The organism is Micromonospora sp. NPDC049060 (assembly GCF_040649055.1).
GTDB classification, from domain to species: domain Bacteria; phylum Actinomycetota; class Actinomycetes; order Mycobacteriales; family Micromonosporaceae; genus Micromonospora; species Micromonospora reichwaldensis.
Window position 1 is genome coordinate 1 of sequence record NZ_JBEZEV010000070.1, and the last position, 13,548, is coordinate 13,548.

At 74.7% G+C, this 13,548-nt stretch carries 17 protein-coding genes; 12 read left to right on the top strand and 5 right to left on the bottom strand.

Annotated features, from left to right (window positions below; genetic code table 11):
- From AB0B83_RS22255 to AB0B83_RS22265, 3 genes are all read left to right on the top strand, one after another.
- On the top strand, positions 1-521 hold a 521-nt coding region (locus tag AB0B83_RS22255), incomplete at its 5' end, for a hypothetical protein (protein ID WP_357579780.1).
- 359 nt (positions 522-880) lie between these two features.
- Positions 881-1,852 carry a pirin family protein gene (locus AB0B83_RS22260; protein WP_357579781.1) on the top strand — a complete coding sequence of 324 codons (972 nt, stop codon included), beginning with the start codon at positions 881-883 and terminating at the stop codon, positions 1,850-1,852.
- Positions 1,853-1,894: 42 nt separating this feature from the next.
- Positions 1,895-2,560: a hypothetical protein gene (locus tag AB0B83_RS22265; protein ID WP_357579782.1), complete on the top strand. Its 666-nt coding sequence runs from the start codon at positions 1,895-1,897 to the stop codon at positions 2,558-2,560.
- 257 nt (positions 2,561-2,817) lie between these two features.
- Here AB0B83_RS22265 and AB0B83_RS22270 read toward each other — a convergent pair whose 3' ends face one another.
- Together AB0B83_RS22270 and AB0B83_RS22275 are read right to left on the bottom strand one after the other, a co-directional pair.
- Positions 2,818-3,471, bottom strand: a complete 654-nt coding sequence (locus AB0B83_RS22270; RefSeq protein WP_357579783.1) for a DUF1345 domain-containing protein — start codon at positions 3,469-3,471, stop codon at positions 2,818-2,820.
- Between the two features lie 185 nt (positions 3,472-3,656).
- Complete coding sequence (locus AB0B83_RS22275; protein WP_357579784.1) at positions 3,657-3,929, bottom strand: DUF2795 domain-containing protein; 273 nt, start codon at positions 3,927-3,929, stop codon at positions 3,657-3,659.
- A 154-nt stretch (positions 3,930-4,083) separates the two neighbouring features.
- Here AB0B83_RS22275 and AB0B83_RS22280 point away from each other — a divergent pair, with 154 nt between their 5' ends.
- Positions 4,084-4,494 carry a DUF2267 domain-containing protein gene (locus AB0B83_RS22280; RefSeq protein ID WP_311410195.1) on the top strand — a complete coding sequence of 137 codons (411 nt, stop codon included), beginning with the start codon at positions 4,084-4,086 and terminating at the stop codon, positions 4,492-4,494.
- A 153-nt stretch (positions 4,495-4,647) separates the two neighbouring features.
- Here the strand turns inward: AB0B83_RS22280 and AB0B83_RS22285 are convergent, their stop codons facing one another.
- Positions 4,648-5,814: a CaiB/BaiF CoA-transferase family protein gene (locus AB0B83_RS22285; protein WP_357579785.1), complete on the bottom strand. Its 1,167-nt coding sequence runs from the start codon at positions 5,812-5,814 to the stop codon at positions 4,648-4,650.
- Between the two features lie 73 nt (positions 5,815-5,887).
- On the opposite strand from AB0B83_RS22285, the gene AB0B83_RS22290 reads away from it, so the two are divergent.
- From AB0B83_RS22290 to AB0B83_RS22325, 8 genes are all read left to right on the top strand, one after another.
- The gene (locus tag AB0B83_RS22290; protein ID WP_357579786.1) at positions 5,888-7,066 is read left to right on the top strand and encodes a glycosyltransferase; all 1,179 of its coding nucleotides are present in this window, start codon (positions 5,888-5,890) and stop codon (positions 7,064-7,066) included.
- Positions 7,059-8,048: a glycosyltransferase family 9 protein gene (locus AB0B83_RS22295; protein WP_357579787.1), complete on the top strand. Its 990-nt coding sequence runs from the start codon at positions 7,059-7,061 to the stop codon at positions 8,046-8,048. The genes AB0B83_RS22290 and AB0B83_RS22295 overlap by 8 nt, the downstream gene beginning before the upstream one ends.
- Before the next feature lie 225 nt (positions 8,049-8,273).
- Complete coding sequence (locus AB0B83_RS22300; protein WP_311410199.1) at positions 8,274-9,293, top strand: TerC/Alx family metal homeostasis membrane protein; 1,020 nt, start codon at positions 8,274-8,276, stop codon at positions 9,291-9,293.
- 79 nt (positions 9,294-9,372) lie between these two features.
- The gene (locus AB0B83_RS22305; protein ID WP_357579811.1) at positions 9,373-9,963 is read left to right on the top strand and encodes a sulfite oxidase-like oxidoreductase; all 591 of its coding nucleotides are present in this window, start codon (positions 9,373-9,375) and stop codon (positions 9,961-9,963) included.
- Positions 9,960-10,694 carry a ferredoxin reductase gene (locus AB0B83_RS22310; protein WP_357579788.1) on the top strand — a complete coding sequence of 245 codons (735 nt, stop codon included), beginning with the start codon at positions 9,960-9,962 and terminating at the stop codon, positions 10,692-10,694. The genes AB0B83_RS22305 and AB0B83_RS22310 overlap by 4 nt, the downstream gene beginning before the upstream one ends.
- 20 nt (positions 10,695-10,714) lie before the next feature.
- Complete coding sequence (locus AB0B83_RS22315) at positions 10,715-11,008, top strand: DUF6510 family protein (protein ID WP_357579789.1); 294 nt, start codon at positions 10,715-10,717, stop codon at positions 11,006-11,008.
- A complete protein-coding gene (locus tag AB0B83_RS22320; protein ID WP_357579790.1) occupies positions 11,005-11,454 on the top strand; it encodes a hypothetical protein in 450 nt (149 codons plus the stop codon). The genes AB0B83_RS22315 and AB0B83_RS22320 overlap by 4 nt, the downstream gene beginning before the upstream one ends.
- 60 nt (positions 11,455-11,514) lie before the next feature.
- Complete coding sequence (locus AB0B83_RS22325; protein ID WP_357579791.1) at positions 11,515-12,048, top strand: GNAT family protein; 534 nt, start codon at positions 11,515-11,517, stop codon at positions 12,046-12,048.
- A 39-nt stretch (positions 12,049-12,087) separates the two neighbouring features.
- Here the strand turns inward: AB0B83_RS22325 and AB0B83_RS22330 are convergent, their stop codons facing one another.
- On the bottom strand, positions 12,088-12,249 hold the full coding sequence (locus AB0B83_RS22330; RefSeq protein WP_357579792.1) for a hypothetical protein: 162 nt from the start codon (positions 12,247-12,249) through the stop codon (positions 12,088-12,090).
- 170 nt (positions 12,250-12,419) lie between these two features.
- Positions 12,420-13,505: a hypothetical protein gene (locus AB0B83_RS22335; RefSeq protein ID WP_357579793.1), complete on the bottom strand. Its 1,086-nt coding sequence runs from the start codon at positions 13,503-13,505 to the stop codon at positions 12,420-12,422.
- Between the last annotated feature and the right edge of the window lie 43 nt (positions 13,506-13,548).

Below are 13,548 nucleotides of genomic sequence, written 5' to 3' on the forward strand. Positions count from 1 at the left end.
GTCCCGCGACCGCGCACGCGGCCCCGTCGGTGGAGTCCACGCCGGTGGCGGTTGTGCAGGCCGACAAGCCGTCGGTCGACAAGGCCAAGCTGATCCCGCACGGTGTGCAGGGCACGCAGTCGCACGTCGACCTGTCCGACGAGCAGGTCACCAACGTGAAGGCGATCATCGCGGCCACGAAGAAGGCCGGCATGGACGAGCGCGCCGCCGTCGTGTCGATCGCCACCGCGTTGCAGGAGTCGAAGCTGGAGAACCTGGGTCATCTGGGTGACCGCAACGACCACGACTCGCAGGGCCTGTTCCAGCAGCGTCCGTCCAGTGGGTGGGGCACGGTGGAGCAGATCACCGATCCCGAGTACTCGACGACGGCTTTCCTGAAGGGTCTGAAGCAGGTCGACGGGTGGCAGGACATGCCGCTGACGAAGGCCGCGCAGACGGTGCAGGTGTCGGCGTACCCCGACCACTACGCCCAGTGGGAGCAGCAGGCCGCCGACCTGGTGGCCGAGCACTGGAACAGCTGATCACAGACTTTCCACCACAAGGGGGATCGCTGGCCGGCACCCGAACACGGGGTGCCGGCCAGACGCATGTCCGGAGTCCCCGGCCCTCACCCGCCCAACCGGAAGCCCCGGGCCCCACCCACTGGAGTTCGCCGGGCGACGTCAACCGGAAGCCCCAGGCCTCACCCACTGGAGTTCGCCCGGGCGACGTCAACCGGAAGCCCCGGGCCTCACCCGCCCAACCGGAAGCCCCGGGCCCCACCCACCGGAGTTCCGCGCGTGGCGAACCGGAGGCGACCCGACTGAGCGGGACGTCGGAGTGGGCTGAGCGGTGGGGGAGGCCGACGGGTTCGTGGCCTGTCCGGGCGTACAGTCGGGCAGTGGAGCGCACCGAGAAGATGCCCGCGGAGACCCGACCACCCGGCGTGGCGACCGCCGATCCCGGCAGCGTCCTGCTGCCGGGGCACGACGTGCCGCTGGGTCGCTACACGACCGTTCGTCGGCTGCTTCCGCAGCGGCAGCGGCGGATGGTCGGGGCCTGGTGCTTCGTGGACCACTTCGGCCCGGACGACGTGGCCGAGCGGCCCGGCATGGAGGTGCCGCCGCATCCGCACACCGGTTTGCAGACCGTGACCTGGCTGCTCGACGGGGAGATCCTGCACCGCGACAGCCTGGGCAACGTCCAACCGATCCGCCCCGGCCAGCTCAACGTGATGACCTCGGGGCACGGCATCGCGCATTCGGAGCGGTCGCCCGAGCGGCATCCGCCGCTGATGCACGGCGTACAGCTCTGGGTGGCGCTGCCGGACCCGGCCCGCGCCGGGGCCGCCGACTTCGCCCACCACGCCGACCTGCCGCGCTGGCGCGACGGTGAACTGGACGTCACCCTGCTGGTCGGCGAGCTCGCGGGCGAGCGGTCCCCGGCCCTGACGCACACCCCGCTGCTGGGCGCGCAGGTGGAGCTGCACGGATCCGCGCCGGCCACGCTGCCACTGCGGCCCGATTTCGAGTACGGGCTGCTGGCCATGTCCGGCACCGCCGAGGTCGACGGGGTGCCGTTGACCCCGGGGGCGCTGCTCTACCTGGGCACCGGTCGGAAGCAGCTCACCCTGACGGGCGCGCCGGGGAGCCGGCTGCTGCTGCTCGGCGGGGCCCCGTTCGAGGAGCCGCTGGTGATGTGGTGGAACTTCGTCGGCCGCTCGCACGAGGAGGTGGCCGCCGCGCGGGAGGACTGGATGGCCGGGCGGCGTTTCGGCGTCGTCGCCGACGATCCCGCCCCGCCGTTGCCCGCCCCGGCGCTGCCGAGCACCCGCCTCAAGGCGCGCGACCGCAGCGGCGGGCTGCACGGCTGAGGCAGGCAGGCGTGGCCGGGCGCGGCGCGGGTAGTCGCCGGCATGCCGACCACATCCACTTCCCGTGTCGAGGACAGGAAACGCCTGGTACGCCGGCTCGCCGGCAGTGGGCGCGGCTTCGCCGAGCAGTACGGCTTCCGGGTCGTCAACAACCCGTCGAGCCTGTTCCAGGTGCTCTGTCTCGCCGTACTGCTGGCCCGCCGGGGCGACTTCCGGCGGGCTGTGGACAGCGCGCACGCCCTGCCCGCCGCCGGCTGGGACAGCGCCGCCCGGCTGGCCCGGTCCCTGCACGGTGACCGGGTACGCGTGCTTCGCGACAGCGGCCAGCGTGGTGACGTCGACGCGCTCGCCGACACGCTCGGCGACCTGGCGCGTGCCGTGGTGGAGCGTTACCGGGGCGACCTGCGCCGCCTGCGCGCGGTGGCCCACCACGACCCGGCCCGGGAGCGGGAACTGCTCACCGAGCTGCCCGGGGTGGACGCCACGGTGGTCGACCTGTTCCTGCGCGAGGCCCAGGCGCTGTGGCGTGAAGTGGCGCCGGTGGCCGACCGCAGGGCGCTCGTCGCGGCCCGCCGGCTGGGGCTGGGCCGCTCCGCCGACGACCTGGCGGGCCTGGCCGGCAGCGGGGAGTCCGAGCGCCTGGCCTGGCTGGTCGGGGCGTTGGCCCGGGTCGACCTGGAGAAGCGGTACGCGGAGTTGGCCGCCTGACGCGGTGGTGGGCTGGCCCACACTTCCTTCGTAATCGTCCGAACGGGTGATGTTTCATCGTATGATGGTCGCGGCACTGATGCCCGCCCGGTTCGGGCGTGCATCGACCGCCTGGTGGTCGCGGCCCGGTTCGGGCCCGACCGGCCACCGGACAGGTTCTGTGTGGCGCCCCGGTCGCGGTTCGCGACAGGGGCGCCCGCCTGTCCGGCAACTCCCGCACCTCGCCGGGCGTCGGCCCACTCCACGCGGATGCCGGCTCATCTCGCCAGGCCGGCCAGCAGGTTCACCGTGACCGCGATGATGAACGCCCCGAACAGGTACGACACCATCGAGTGTCGCAGGGCCGTCCGGCGCATCTCGTTGCTGGTCAGTGCCGTGTCGGAGACCTGGAAGGTCATTCCGACGGTGAACGCCAGGTAGGCGAAGTCCGAGTAGCGGGGCGGCTCCGACTGGTTGAAGTCGATCCCACCGTCGGGCCCCGTGTAGTAGATCCGCGCGTACCGGGCGGCGAACACGGTGTGCACCACCAGCCAGGACAGCAGCACGCTCAGCACGGCCAGCCCGCCATAGGCGTTGCGGGCGGGCGTGGCGGACGCCCCGTGCGTGCTGGTCACCACGACGCCGACGGCCAGCAGGCTGGCCAGGCAGGCGGCGAGCAGCAGGGCGTCACGCGCCGCCCGGTTCGGGTCCTCGTACACGGCCAGTCGGGCCGTCCCCCGCGCGTCCAACGGCCACAGCCGGTGCCAGACCAGCACCAGCCAGCTCAGCGCCGCCGCGTCCCAGCCGGCCAGCGGCGCCAACGCCGGCGTGACGGCCAGCGCGGTGAGCCCGCCGACCACCAGGCCGAGCGCGCCCATCACGGTGAGCTGGACCGCGGCCGGGGTGTGCCCGACCGGTCCGCGCGTGGTCATCCGTCACCGGCGCGGGCCCGCCCGCTGCGGGCACCACGCTCCGGCCCGAACGTGCCCGGCCCGAACGTGCTCGGCCTGGACGCGCCCTGCGTGCTCGGCCCGAACGTGCCCGGCGTGCTCGGCCCGAACGGGCCGGGCCTGGACGTGCCCCGCCCGGGCGCGTCGTCGGCCCGCGACAGCAAGGGTCAGATGCCGCGCAGGTGCTGCGACACGCGCTGGTGCCGCTTGTCCCGGGCCTGCGCCGCCCGTTGCGCGGAGTCGACCTCCGGGGCCGCCTCGATGCCCGCGGAGCGGGCCACCTCGTTGCCGTTGGCGTAGTCGACCGGCGGCAGGGCCCGCAACGCGCGCAGCACGTCCGGCGGGGCGCCCTCCCGCTCGGCCTGGCGTACCACGTCGTCCTTCTCGGCCGGGTAGTCCAGGCTCGACAGGTACTGCAGCACGTCGGCGTAACTCGCCATGGTGTCGGCTCCTCCGGGGCATCGATCCGGTCACGACCGGCGGCGGTTACCCGCCCGGCGGGCGGTCACGCGCCGTCCCGCGCGGAAATCCCCGTCGTTTCCCGGCCGCGCCGGCGGGTACGCGCAGGCCCCGACGCAGCCTGAAGGAGCCCGGATGAACTACGACACCTTCGTCGACCAGGTCGCCCAGCGCACCCGTACCTCCTCGGAGCAGGCGGTGACGCTGACCCGGGCGACGCTCGAGACCCTCGCCGAGCGGCTGACCGGCGGGGAGGTGCTGGACCTGGCGGCCCAGCTGCCCAAGCCGTTGCAGCTCGTGCTGAAGCCGAGCCCGGGTACCGAGTCGGCGGAGCGGTTCGGCGCGGCCGAGTTCGTCGCCCGCGTCGCCGTGCGGGCCGGCGTCACCGAGCCGGCGGCGCGCGACGCCGCCCGGGCGGTCTTCGTCACCCTGCGCGAGGCGATCAGCGGTGGCGAGTTCGACGACGTGGTGGTGCAGCTCCCGCGCGACTTCCGGGACATGGTCGAGCCCGCGATGGCGCCGGGCGCCACCCTGCGCCGCTCCTGACCCTGCCGCCCACCCGGCGACGCCGGCCGGACGCCCACCCGGCGACGCCGGACGCCCACCCGGCGGTGCCGGCCGGGACGACGGGGCGGTGGTGCTGGCGGGGCCGACCGCCCGGTGGTGCCGGCCGGGCCGACGGGGCGGTGGTGTGCCGTGTCAGGCGACGGCGCCGGCGGCGCGCAGGGCGGCGACCCGCTCCGGGGCGAAGCCCGCCCCGGCCAGCAGTTCGTCGGTGTGCTCGCCCGGCTGGGGCGGGGGGCGGCGCAGCGCGGTGGGAGTGCCCGAGAAACGGGGTGCCGGCGCCGGCTGGGTGACCCCGTCCCGCTGGACGAAGGTGCCCCGCGCGGCCAGGTGCGGGTGCTCCGGCGCCTCCCGCCAGTCCAGCACCGGCGCCACGCAGGCGTCCGAGGAGCCCAGCAGCGCCGTCCACTCGTCCCTGGTCCGGGTGCGGAACAGCCGCGCCCACGATTGGCGCAGCGCCGGCCAGTTCGCCGGGTCGGTGCGGTCCAGCGCCTCGTCCGGGGCCAGCGGGAAGCCGGAGCGCCGGACGAGCTCGTCGTAGAACCGCGGTTCCAGCGCGCCGACCGCCAGATGCCGGCCGTCGGCGCACTCGTACGTGTCGTAGAAGGGAGCGCCACCGTCGAGCAGGTTCACCCCGCGCGCGTCCTGCCACATGCCGAGCCGGCGCAGCGCGTGGATCTGGGTGCTGAGCACCGCCACGCCGTCGACGATGGCCGCGTCGACCACCTGGCCCCGTGCGCCGCCGCGCACCGCGTACAGGGCGGAGACCAGGCCGAGGGCGAGCATCATCCCGCCGCCGCCGAAGTCGCCGAGCAGGTTCATCGGCGGCACCGGGCGCTCGCCGGCCCGGCCGATCCCGTGCAGCGCGCCCGTCAACGCCAGGTAGTCGATGTCGTGCCCCGCGTACGGCGCCGCCGGACCGTCCTGGCCCCAGCCGGTCATCCGGCCGTAGACCAGCCGGGGGTTCGCCGCGAGGCAGTCCGCCGGGCCGACCCCGAGGCGCTCGGTGACCCCCGGGCGGAACCCCTCGATGAGCGCGTCGGCGTCGGCGACCAGTGCCAGCACCACCTCCCGCCCGCCGGGGGACTTCAGGTCGACCCCGACCGAGCGGCGTCCCCGGTTGAGCAGATCCGGGTGCGGGGTGCCGAAGGCGTCCGGGTCGACGTCCGTGGCCCGGTCCACCCGGACCACGTCCGCGCCCAGGTCGGCCAGCATCATCGCGGCGAACGGGCCGGGACCGATGCCGGCCAGCTCGATCACCCGTACGCCGGCCAGCGGGCCGGCCGGGACGTCCTCGGTCATCGGCACACCATAGGCGAGGCGCGTTTGCGTCGTAAGGGGCCGGGAACCCGCCCGCCGAGAAGCGGGAGGTGGCGTGGTCGACGACCGGATCAGGGTGGCCATGCTGCACGGTCCCGGTCGGCCCGACGCCGACGGCGTCAGCGACTACGTGACGCACCTGGTCGAGGCGCTCGACGGCGTCGGTGTCGAGGTGACCCCGGTGCCGGTGCGCCCCGACGCCGACCGGGAACGCTGGCGGGCCGCCACCGCCCGGGCCGCCCGCCGGGTCCGCGAGCTGGCCCCCGACGTGGTGCACGTGCAGTTCGCCCCGTCGGCGTACCGGTTCTCGGGCCAGCCCGGACTGCTGCCGTGGCGGCTGCCCCGGCGGGTGCCGCTGGTCACCACCCTGCACGAGTACGGCTGGTGGGCCTGCCCCGGCTGGCTGCCGACCCGACTCTGGTCGGCGCTGGAGCGGGCCCGCTGCTGGGACCGGGAGTCCGGCCGGCTGGTGCTGGCCAGCGCGGCCGTGATCGTCACGAATCCCGGCCACGGCGACGTGGTCCACGCGCGTACCGGCCGGCGGGCCACGCACATCCCGATCGCGCCGAACGTCGTCGACCGCGTCGGCGCGTCCACCGCAGGGGCGCGGCTGCGGGCGGAGCTGGGCCTGCCGGAGGGCGCGCCGCTGCTGGCCTTCTTCGGTTTCGTGCACCCGGTGAAGGGACTGCGGTACCTGATCGAGGCACTGCCGGAGCTGCGTCGCGACCATCCGGACCTGCGGCTGCTGGTGGTCGGCGGGTTCACCTCGCAGGCGCTGCCCGAGCGGGAGGCGCGCGCGTTCCGCGCCGAGCTGACCGGGCTGGCCGACCGGTGCGGGGTGGCCGACGCGGTGACGTTCACCGGGCACCTGCCCGCCGAGCGGGTCTCCGCCGCGCTGCACGCCGCCGACGTGGCGGTGCTGCCGTACACCACGGGGGTGAGCACGAAGAGCGGCGCCCTGCTCGCCGCGCTCGCGCACGGCGTGCCGACCGCCGTGACGCGGGCCGACGCCGGCGACGACGGGCCGCACCGCAGCGGCGCGGTGGCGGTGATCGGCGCCCGCCGGGACAGCGCCGCGATCGCGCGTACCGTCGGCAGGCTGCTCGCCGATCCGGTGCTGCGCCGCCGGCTCGCCGAGCGGGGGCGGGCCTTCGCCGCCGCGTACTCCTGGCCGAGGGTGGCCGCCGCGCACCGTGACCTCTACGCGCGGACCCTGGGGCGCGTGGATGCCTGACCGGTACGCGGACATCCTGGTGGTCGACCTTCTCGGCGGGATCGGCGACCTGCTGATGCTGCTGCCGGCGGTGCACGGCCTGGCCCGCCGCAATCCCGGCGCGCGGCTGCGGCTGCTCACCCACGAGCCCGGGGCGGACCTGGTGCGCGCCGACCCGGCGGTCGCCGAGGTGCGCACCCCCCGGCACGGCCGGCCGGGCGCCGAGCGGGAGGCGGTCGTCGAGGCGCTCGCGGCCTGCCGGCCGGACCTGGCGGTCGCCACCACCCGCTACGACGGCATCCCCGACCTGCTCGAGGCCGGCGCCGGGCGGGCCGTGACGAACCTGTGGCGCGCTCCGCCGCCGGAGCAGCCGGTCGGCGACCGCTACCTGGAGATCCTCTGCGCCGAAGGGCTGCTTGGCGCGGCCGACCGGGCCGCCCGGCCCCGGGTCCACCTGGGCGACGAGGCCCGGCGCGCGGGGGAGCGGGCGGTGGCCCGGCTGGTGGGGGAGCCCCTCGCGCCGCCGGTGGTGCTCGTCACCGACGCCGGGATGGCGGTCAAGCGCTGGCCGGAGAGGCGCTGGCGGGGACTGGCCCGTGCCCTGACCCGGCGCGGACACCCGGTGCTGACCGTCGGCCCGGTCGACCCCGCCGCGCCGGTCGGGGTGCCGCTGCCCCGAGCCGACCTGCCCACCCTCGCCGGCCAGCTCGCGGCCGTGGGCCGGCGCGGCGGGGTGGTGGTCGGGCCGGACACCGGGCCGGTGCGTCTCGCCGCCGCGACGGGCGCCGCGTCGGTGGCGCTGTTCGGCCCCACCGACGCCCGGCGGTACGCGATGGGCGGCACCGACCTGCAGGGCCTGCCCGGCTGCGGGCACCGGCGGCCCACCGCCATCACCGAACAGCCCTGCTGGTGGGAGTCGCGCTGCCCGCTCGACGCGGCCGGCCCGGCGTGCATGGCCGACCTCGACGTGGCGGCCGTGCTCGCCGCCGTCACCGCCCGCTGAGCTGGGACGAAAGCCCCTCGACGCCCCAGATCACGCCTTGCGCGCGTGATCTGGCGTGCCCGTTTGCCGAGCCCACGGGCCTGCCCTAACCTTGTCGCGACGAGGGGAGTACTTCCCACGAGCCATCCCGGTCAGTACGGCGTGCCCGGAGCACGCCTCGGGTGGCTGCCCACGAAAAGTGGGTGAAGGAGACCTCGAACATGACAGGGTGTTCGAGGAGGCTCCATGTCCGATTTGCCATATCTTGCTGCCACCGGTCTCCAGTCGGTGGGCACGCCCACGCTGTGGGGCGTCACCATCGCCGCCGTGATCGCCCTGCTGGTGCTGGACTTCCTGGTCACCCGGAAGCCGCACGAGGTGTCGATGCGGGAGGCGCTGGGCTGGTCCGCCTTCTACATCGCCCTGCCGCTGGCCTTCGGCGCCTGGATCTGGGCCCGCTTCGGCTCCAACCAGGGCGTGGAGTACCTCACCGGTTACCTGGTGGAAAAGTCCCTCTCGGTCGACAACCTGTTCGTCTTCATGCTGCTGCTGGCCGCGTTCGCGGTGCCGGCCGAGCTGGCCCAGCGGGCCCTGCTCTACGGCATCACCGGCGCGCTCCTGCTGCGCGCGGTGTTCATCGCCATCGGCGCGGCGGCCCTGCAGACCCTGGACTTCGCGTTCCTGCTCTTCGCGATCATCCTGCTGCTCACGGCGGCGAAGCTGCTGCGTGACGCCGTCACCGGGCACGAGCAGGAAGTCGACATCAGCAAGATGCGTTCGGTGCGGCTGCTGCGCAAGTTCATGCCGGTCACCGAGGAATACCACGGCCCGAAGATGGTCGTGCGCCTCTCCGGCCGGCGTACGCTCACCCCGTTCGCCCTCGTGGTGACGGCGCTGCTCGCCACGGACATCGTCTTCGCCGTCGACTCGGTGCCCGCCGTCTACGGCATCACCGAGGACCCGTACCTGGTCTTCGCCACCAACGCGTTCGCCCTGCTGGGGCTGCGGGCGCTCTACTTCGTGCTGCACGCCGCGCTCAGCCGGCTGGTGCACCTCAGCTACGGCCTGGCGATCATCCTGGCGTTCATCGGCGTCAAGCTCGGCCTGCACTGGGCGCACGGCATCTGGCCGGGCGTGCCGGAGATCCCGACCCTCGCCTCCCTGGGCGTCATCATCGGCGTCCTGGTGATCGTCACCCTCACCAGCCTGCGGGCCACCAGCAAGGCCGGCCGGGGCGAGAAGGAAGTCGTGGTCGAGCGGAACTGAGGCGTCACCCGTCGCGGTGCGGATCCGCCGACCGCGCCTCGCCACCCACCCCGGGTGGTACGACTGACGGGTGGGAATCGTGTCACCGGGCTTCCAGGGCCGGCCCCGCTCCGCGGAGCCGGCCCTGCCGCCGGGGCAGTACCTGACGCAGGACTTCCCGGTGCTCTCCGCCGGCCCGACGCCGAGGGTGCCGCTGGAGACCTGGGAGTTCGTCATCTCCACCGAGTCCGGCGCCGAGTTCCGCTGGAGCTGGGACGAGCTGATGGCGCTGCCGCAGGAGACCCCGGCGGTCGACATCCACTGCGTGACCCGCTGGTCGAAGCGGGACACCGACTGGCAGGGGGTCTCCCTCGACACCCTGCTCGAGGGCGTCGACACCGATGCCCGATACGCGCAGGCCCACTCGTACGGCGGCTACACCACGAACCTGCCGCTGGCCGACCTGCGCGGCGGGCGGGCCTGGATCGCGCACCGCTACGACGGCGGCCCGCTGCCTGCCGAGCACGGCGGCCCGGCCCGGCTGCTCGTGCCGCACCTCTACTTCTGGAAGTCCGCCAAGTGGGTGCGCGGCATCCGGCTCACCACGGAGGACCAGCCCGGATTCTGGGAGACCGCCGGCTACCACGACTACGGGGACCCGTGGCGTGAGCAGCGGTACCAGGGCGATTGACCGCCCCGCTGCGCTGGCGGGTGGCCCGGCTGTGCGAGCGCCGGGTGGAGACGCCCACCGCGCACACGCTGGTGCTGGAGGCGCCCGGCTGGCCGGGGCACCTGCCCGGGCAGCACGTCGACGTGCGGCTGACCGCCCCCGACGGCTACCAGGCGGCGCGGTCGTACTCGCTGGCCGGTCCGGCCGAGGGCGACCGGATCACGCTGACCGTGCAGCGGGTGCCCGACGGCGAGGTGTCGCCGTACCTGATCGACGTCTACGCCGAGGGCGACCCGGTGGAGGTGCGCGGCCCGGTCGGCGGCTGGTTCGTCTGGCGGCCGGAGGAGACCGCCCCGGTGCTGCTGGTGGCCGGCGGGTCGGGCGTTGTGCCGCTGATGGCGATGGTGCGCGCCCGCCGCGCCGCCGGCAGCCGGGTGCCGTTCCGGCTGCTCTACTCGGTGCGCACCCCGGCCGACGTGTTCTACGCCGACGAGCTGCGCCGCCGGGTCCGCGACGACCTGGGCCTGGACGTCGCGTACGTGTACACCCGCGAGGCGCCGCAGGACTGGCGGGGCGAGCCGCACCGGATCGGGCTGGCCGGCGTGAACAGCCACGGCTGGCCGCCCGAGCTGGAGCCGCTCTGCTACGTCTGCGGGCCGACCGGCTTCGTGGAGACGGTGGCGGACCTGCTCGTCGGGCTCGGCCACCAGAGCCGGCGGGTGAAGACCGAACGGTTCGGCCCGACCGGCTGAGCGTCGAGGAGGAGCGCCCGATGACCGACACGTCGTACCTGGACGGCAACATGCTCGACGGCCCGCTGCGGGAGTTGTTCGCCGTCGACCTGAGCACCGCCGCCGGGCGGTGCGAGCACTGCCGCACGCAGGGCCCGCTGGCCGGCCTGCGGGTCTACCCGCACGCCCCCGGCCTCGTCGGCCGCTGCCCGAACTGCGCCGAGGTGATGCTGCGGCTGGTCCGCTCGCCCGGGCACGCCTGGCTGGACCGGCGCGGGGCCACCTTCCTGCGGGTGCCGATGCCGCCGGAGCAGCCGTACCCGGGTCCGCTGTGACGGCGGGGGAGGGCGACGCGGCAGCGGCGGCCGGGTCGGACAAGGGTCCGGCGGTGCGCGAGGACCTGCGGGCGCGGTCGGCGTCGGAGGTGTTCGACGACCACCTGCGGCTGGCCGCCGAGCACCGGTTCGCCGAGGACCTGGCGCGCAACGTGTCGCCGTCGTGCGTGGTCCTGGAACGGCGCGGCGTGTTCCGCGGGCACGCGGGCGTCGGGGAGCTGGCGCGCCTGCTGGAGGAGGAGTTGCCCGGCGCCCGCTACGTGTACACGAACCGGATGGTCGAGGGCCGGGTGGCGTTCCTGGAGTGGACGGCGCGGATCGAGGGCGTACGGGTCTGCGACGGGGCGGACTCGTTCCTCATCGAAGAGGGCTGGATCGTCGCCCAGACCATCCACTACACGCTGGAGCGGGTCGACGACGGGGCGGACCAGCCGGCCGGTCCGTGAGGGCCGGGGTGCCTGCGACCCGCTGGACAAGGACGGCGCGCACGGCGACAGTGGTCTGCCGTGAGGTATCTGCGTACATCGGGTCCGGCCGCCATCCGTTGGCCCCGGCCGGCCGACGAGGCCGAGTTCGTCGCGGCGGCCCGGCGCAGCCGTGACCTGCACCATCCCTGGCTCGCCGCCCCCGACGACCCGGCGCGGTACGCCGCGTACCTGCGCAAGATCCGCCGTCGGGACCACGCCGGGTACCTGATCTGCGACCGGGACAGCGGTGCGATCGCCGGCTACGTGAACATCAGCGGGATCCTCATGGGCGCGTTGCGCGGCGGCTACCTCGGCTACGCCGCCTTCCTGCCGCACAGCGGAACCGGACACGCCTCCGCCGGCATCGGCCTGGTGGTCCGGCACGCCTTCGACACGCTCGGCCTGCACCGACTGGAGGCGAACATCCAGCCGGGCAACGAGCCGTCCCGCCGGGTGGCCCGCAAGCTCGGTTTCCGGCTGGAGGGCTACTCGCCGGACTACCTGTTCATCGACGGGGCGTGGCGCGATCACGAACGGTGGGCGATCACCGCCCCGTGCCCCGCAGAGGAATAGGCCGGTGGCGGCACGTCACGACCGCCACCGGCCGCCGGGTCAGCGCCCGGGCCGGCGTGCCTCGGGCCGCTGGCCGTCGAGGCGCACGAACCGCCCCCGCTTGTGCTCGACGCGCCGGCGCTGCCGGGCCGTGAGCTGCGGGCGACCGCTCTGTCGCAGGTAGATCGGCTGCCGCCGGTCGTTCGACATCGGTGTGCTCATGGCGCTGTCCTCCCGTCGCTCGGGTGGCGGTGGAGCACCACCGTGCCGCCGGGTCGGGTGAGGTAAACCCACCCGCCCCGGGTGATCCGGCGCGGCCCATTCGGCCACGGTCGCGTCGACGCGAAAGATCGCTGTGGTCGCGTCGGACGGCGGGCGGCGGTCGTGTCGCGTCAGACGCGGGAGGTTAAGGTCGCCAGGAACCGGTGCGGGGTGACCACCCCGGCGTTGTCGAAGCAGATCACGTCCACCTCGACGTCGAGCGCGGTCGACCAGGGCTGGGTCAGGTGGCAGTAGTTCGACCCGACGCCCTGCGCCACCACCTGGGCGTGCGTCTGGCTGACTCCGAGCTGCGGGAACTTCGCCAGGTAGCGGCCGGCCGGGGCGATCGCCGCGACGGTGTTGGCGCCGACGCCGAGCACCGAGTTGTCGTTGGTCGGCCCGCCGACCGCGGTGCCCAGGTAGCCGAAGCGCGAGGGCGGGGCGAGCGAGCCGATCACCGGCCGCCGACGGTGGTAGGACAGGGCGAAGTCGGTGGCCGCCGGCGCGCCCGCCTGGTCGAAGCAGGACACGTTCGCGGCCACGTCGACGCCGGAGAAGGACCAGCTGTCGATCTTGCAGCGGCGCGGTGCCGCGTTCGGCTGGACCGCGGTGACCTGCACGTTGCCGGCCAGCGCGCCGGCGAGCCCGACGCCCGGCAGCTTCACCGCCCACTGGCCGACCCCCAGCGGGCCGAGGCCGTTAGCCGCCCCCGTCGAGTTGTACGACTGGACCAGCGCCCCGCCGGCCTGCTGGACGTACGCGTGGGCGGTGCCCGCCGGCAGCACGCCGCTGCTGGTGGTCCACAGGACGGTGAACGGGGTGTCGTCGCGGTCCCCGCCCGGCTTGTGGCACTGCACGTCGACGATCTGGTCGGCGCCGGAGGAGTACCAGCGGACGACCTCGCAGTAGTGGCCGGTCCGGTTGACCGGGGTCACGTGCGGCACGCCCCGGGCGCCGGAGGCGACCTGCGGGAAACGCACCAGGAACCGGCCGGGCGCGACCTTTGCGCCCTGCGCCCAGGCGGCGGGGAAGGCGGTCTTCCAACTGCCCCACTGCCGGGTGGTGTCGAGCACCGTCCAGGCCGGCACGGTCGGGTCCTTGACGTAGGCGAAGCCCCATCGGTCGGCGGTGGCCGCCACGGCCGGGCCAGCCGGCGCGAGCGCGCCGGCGGCCAGCACGGCGGTCAGCGCGGCGGCGGCGAGCGAACGGAGTCGCATCTTTCCTCCTGATGACGACGGTCGGGTCGGCAAGCAGCGTGCG

Bases quoted from the DNA above. Each gene is read 5' to 3' on its own strand.
- AB0B83_RS22265 (WP_357579782.1), top strand. From the start codon at position 1,895: ATGCCGACCACATCCACTTCCCGTGTCGAGGACAGGAAACGCCTGGTA.
- AB0B83_RS22270 (WP_357579783.1), bottom strand. From the start codon at position 3,471: ATGACCACGCGCGGACCGGTCGGGCACACCCCGGCCGCGGTCCAGCTC.
- AB0B83_RS22275 (WP_357579784.1), bottom strand. From the start codon at position 3,929: ATGGCGAGTTACGCCGACGTGCTGCAGTACCTGTCGAGCCTGGACTAC.
- AB0B83_RS22280 (WP_311410195.1), top strand. From the start codon at position 4,084: ATGAACTACGACACCTTCGTCGACCAGGTCGCCCAGCGCACCCGTACC.
- AB0B83_RS22285 (WP_357579785.1), bottom strand. From the start codon at position 5,814: ATGACCGAGGACGTCCCGGCCGGCCCGCTGGCCGGCGTACGGGTGATC.
- AB0B83_RS22295 (WP_357579787.1), top strand. From the start codon at position 7,059: ATGCCTGACCGGTACGCGGACATCCTGGTGGTCGACCTTCTCGGCGGG.
- AB0B83_RS22300 (WP_311410199.1), top strand. From the start codon at position 8,274: ATGTCCGATTTGCCATATCTTGCTGCCACCGGTCTCCAGTCGGTGGGC.
- AB0B83_RS22315 (WP_357579789.1), top strand. From the start codon at position 10,715: ATGACCGACACGTCGTACCTGGACGGCAACATGCTCGACGGCCCGCTG.
- AB0B83_RS22330 (WP_357579792.1), bottom strand. From the start codon at position 12,249: ATGAGCACACCGATGTCGAACGACCGGCGGCAGCCGATCTACCTGCGA.
- AB0B83_RS22335 (WP_357579793.1), bottom strand. From the start codon at position 13,505: ATGCGACTCCGTTCGCTCGCCGCCGCCGCGCTGACCGCCGTGCTGGCC.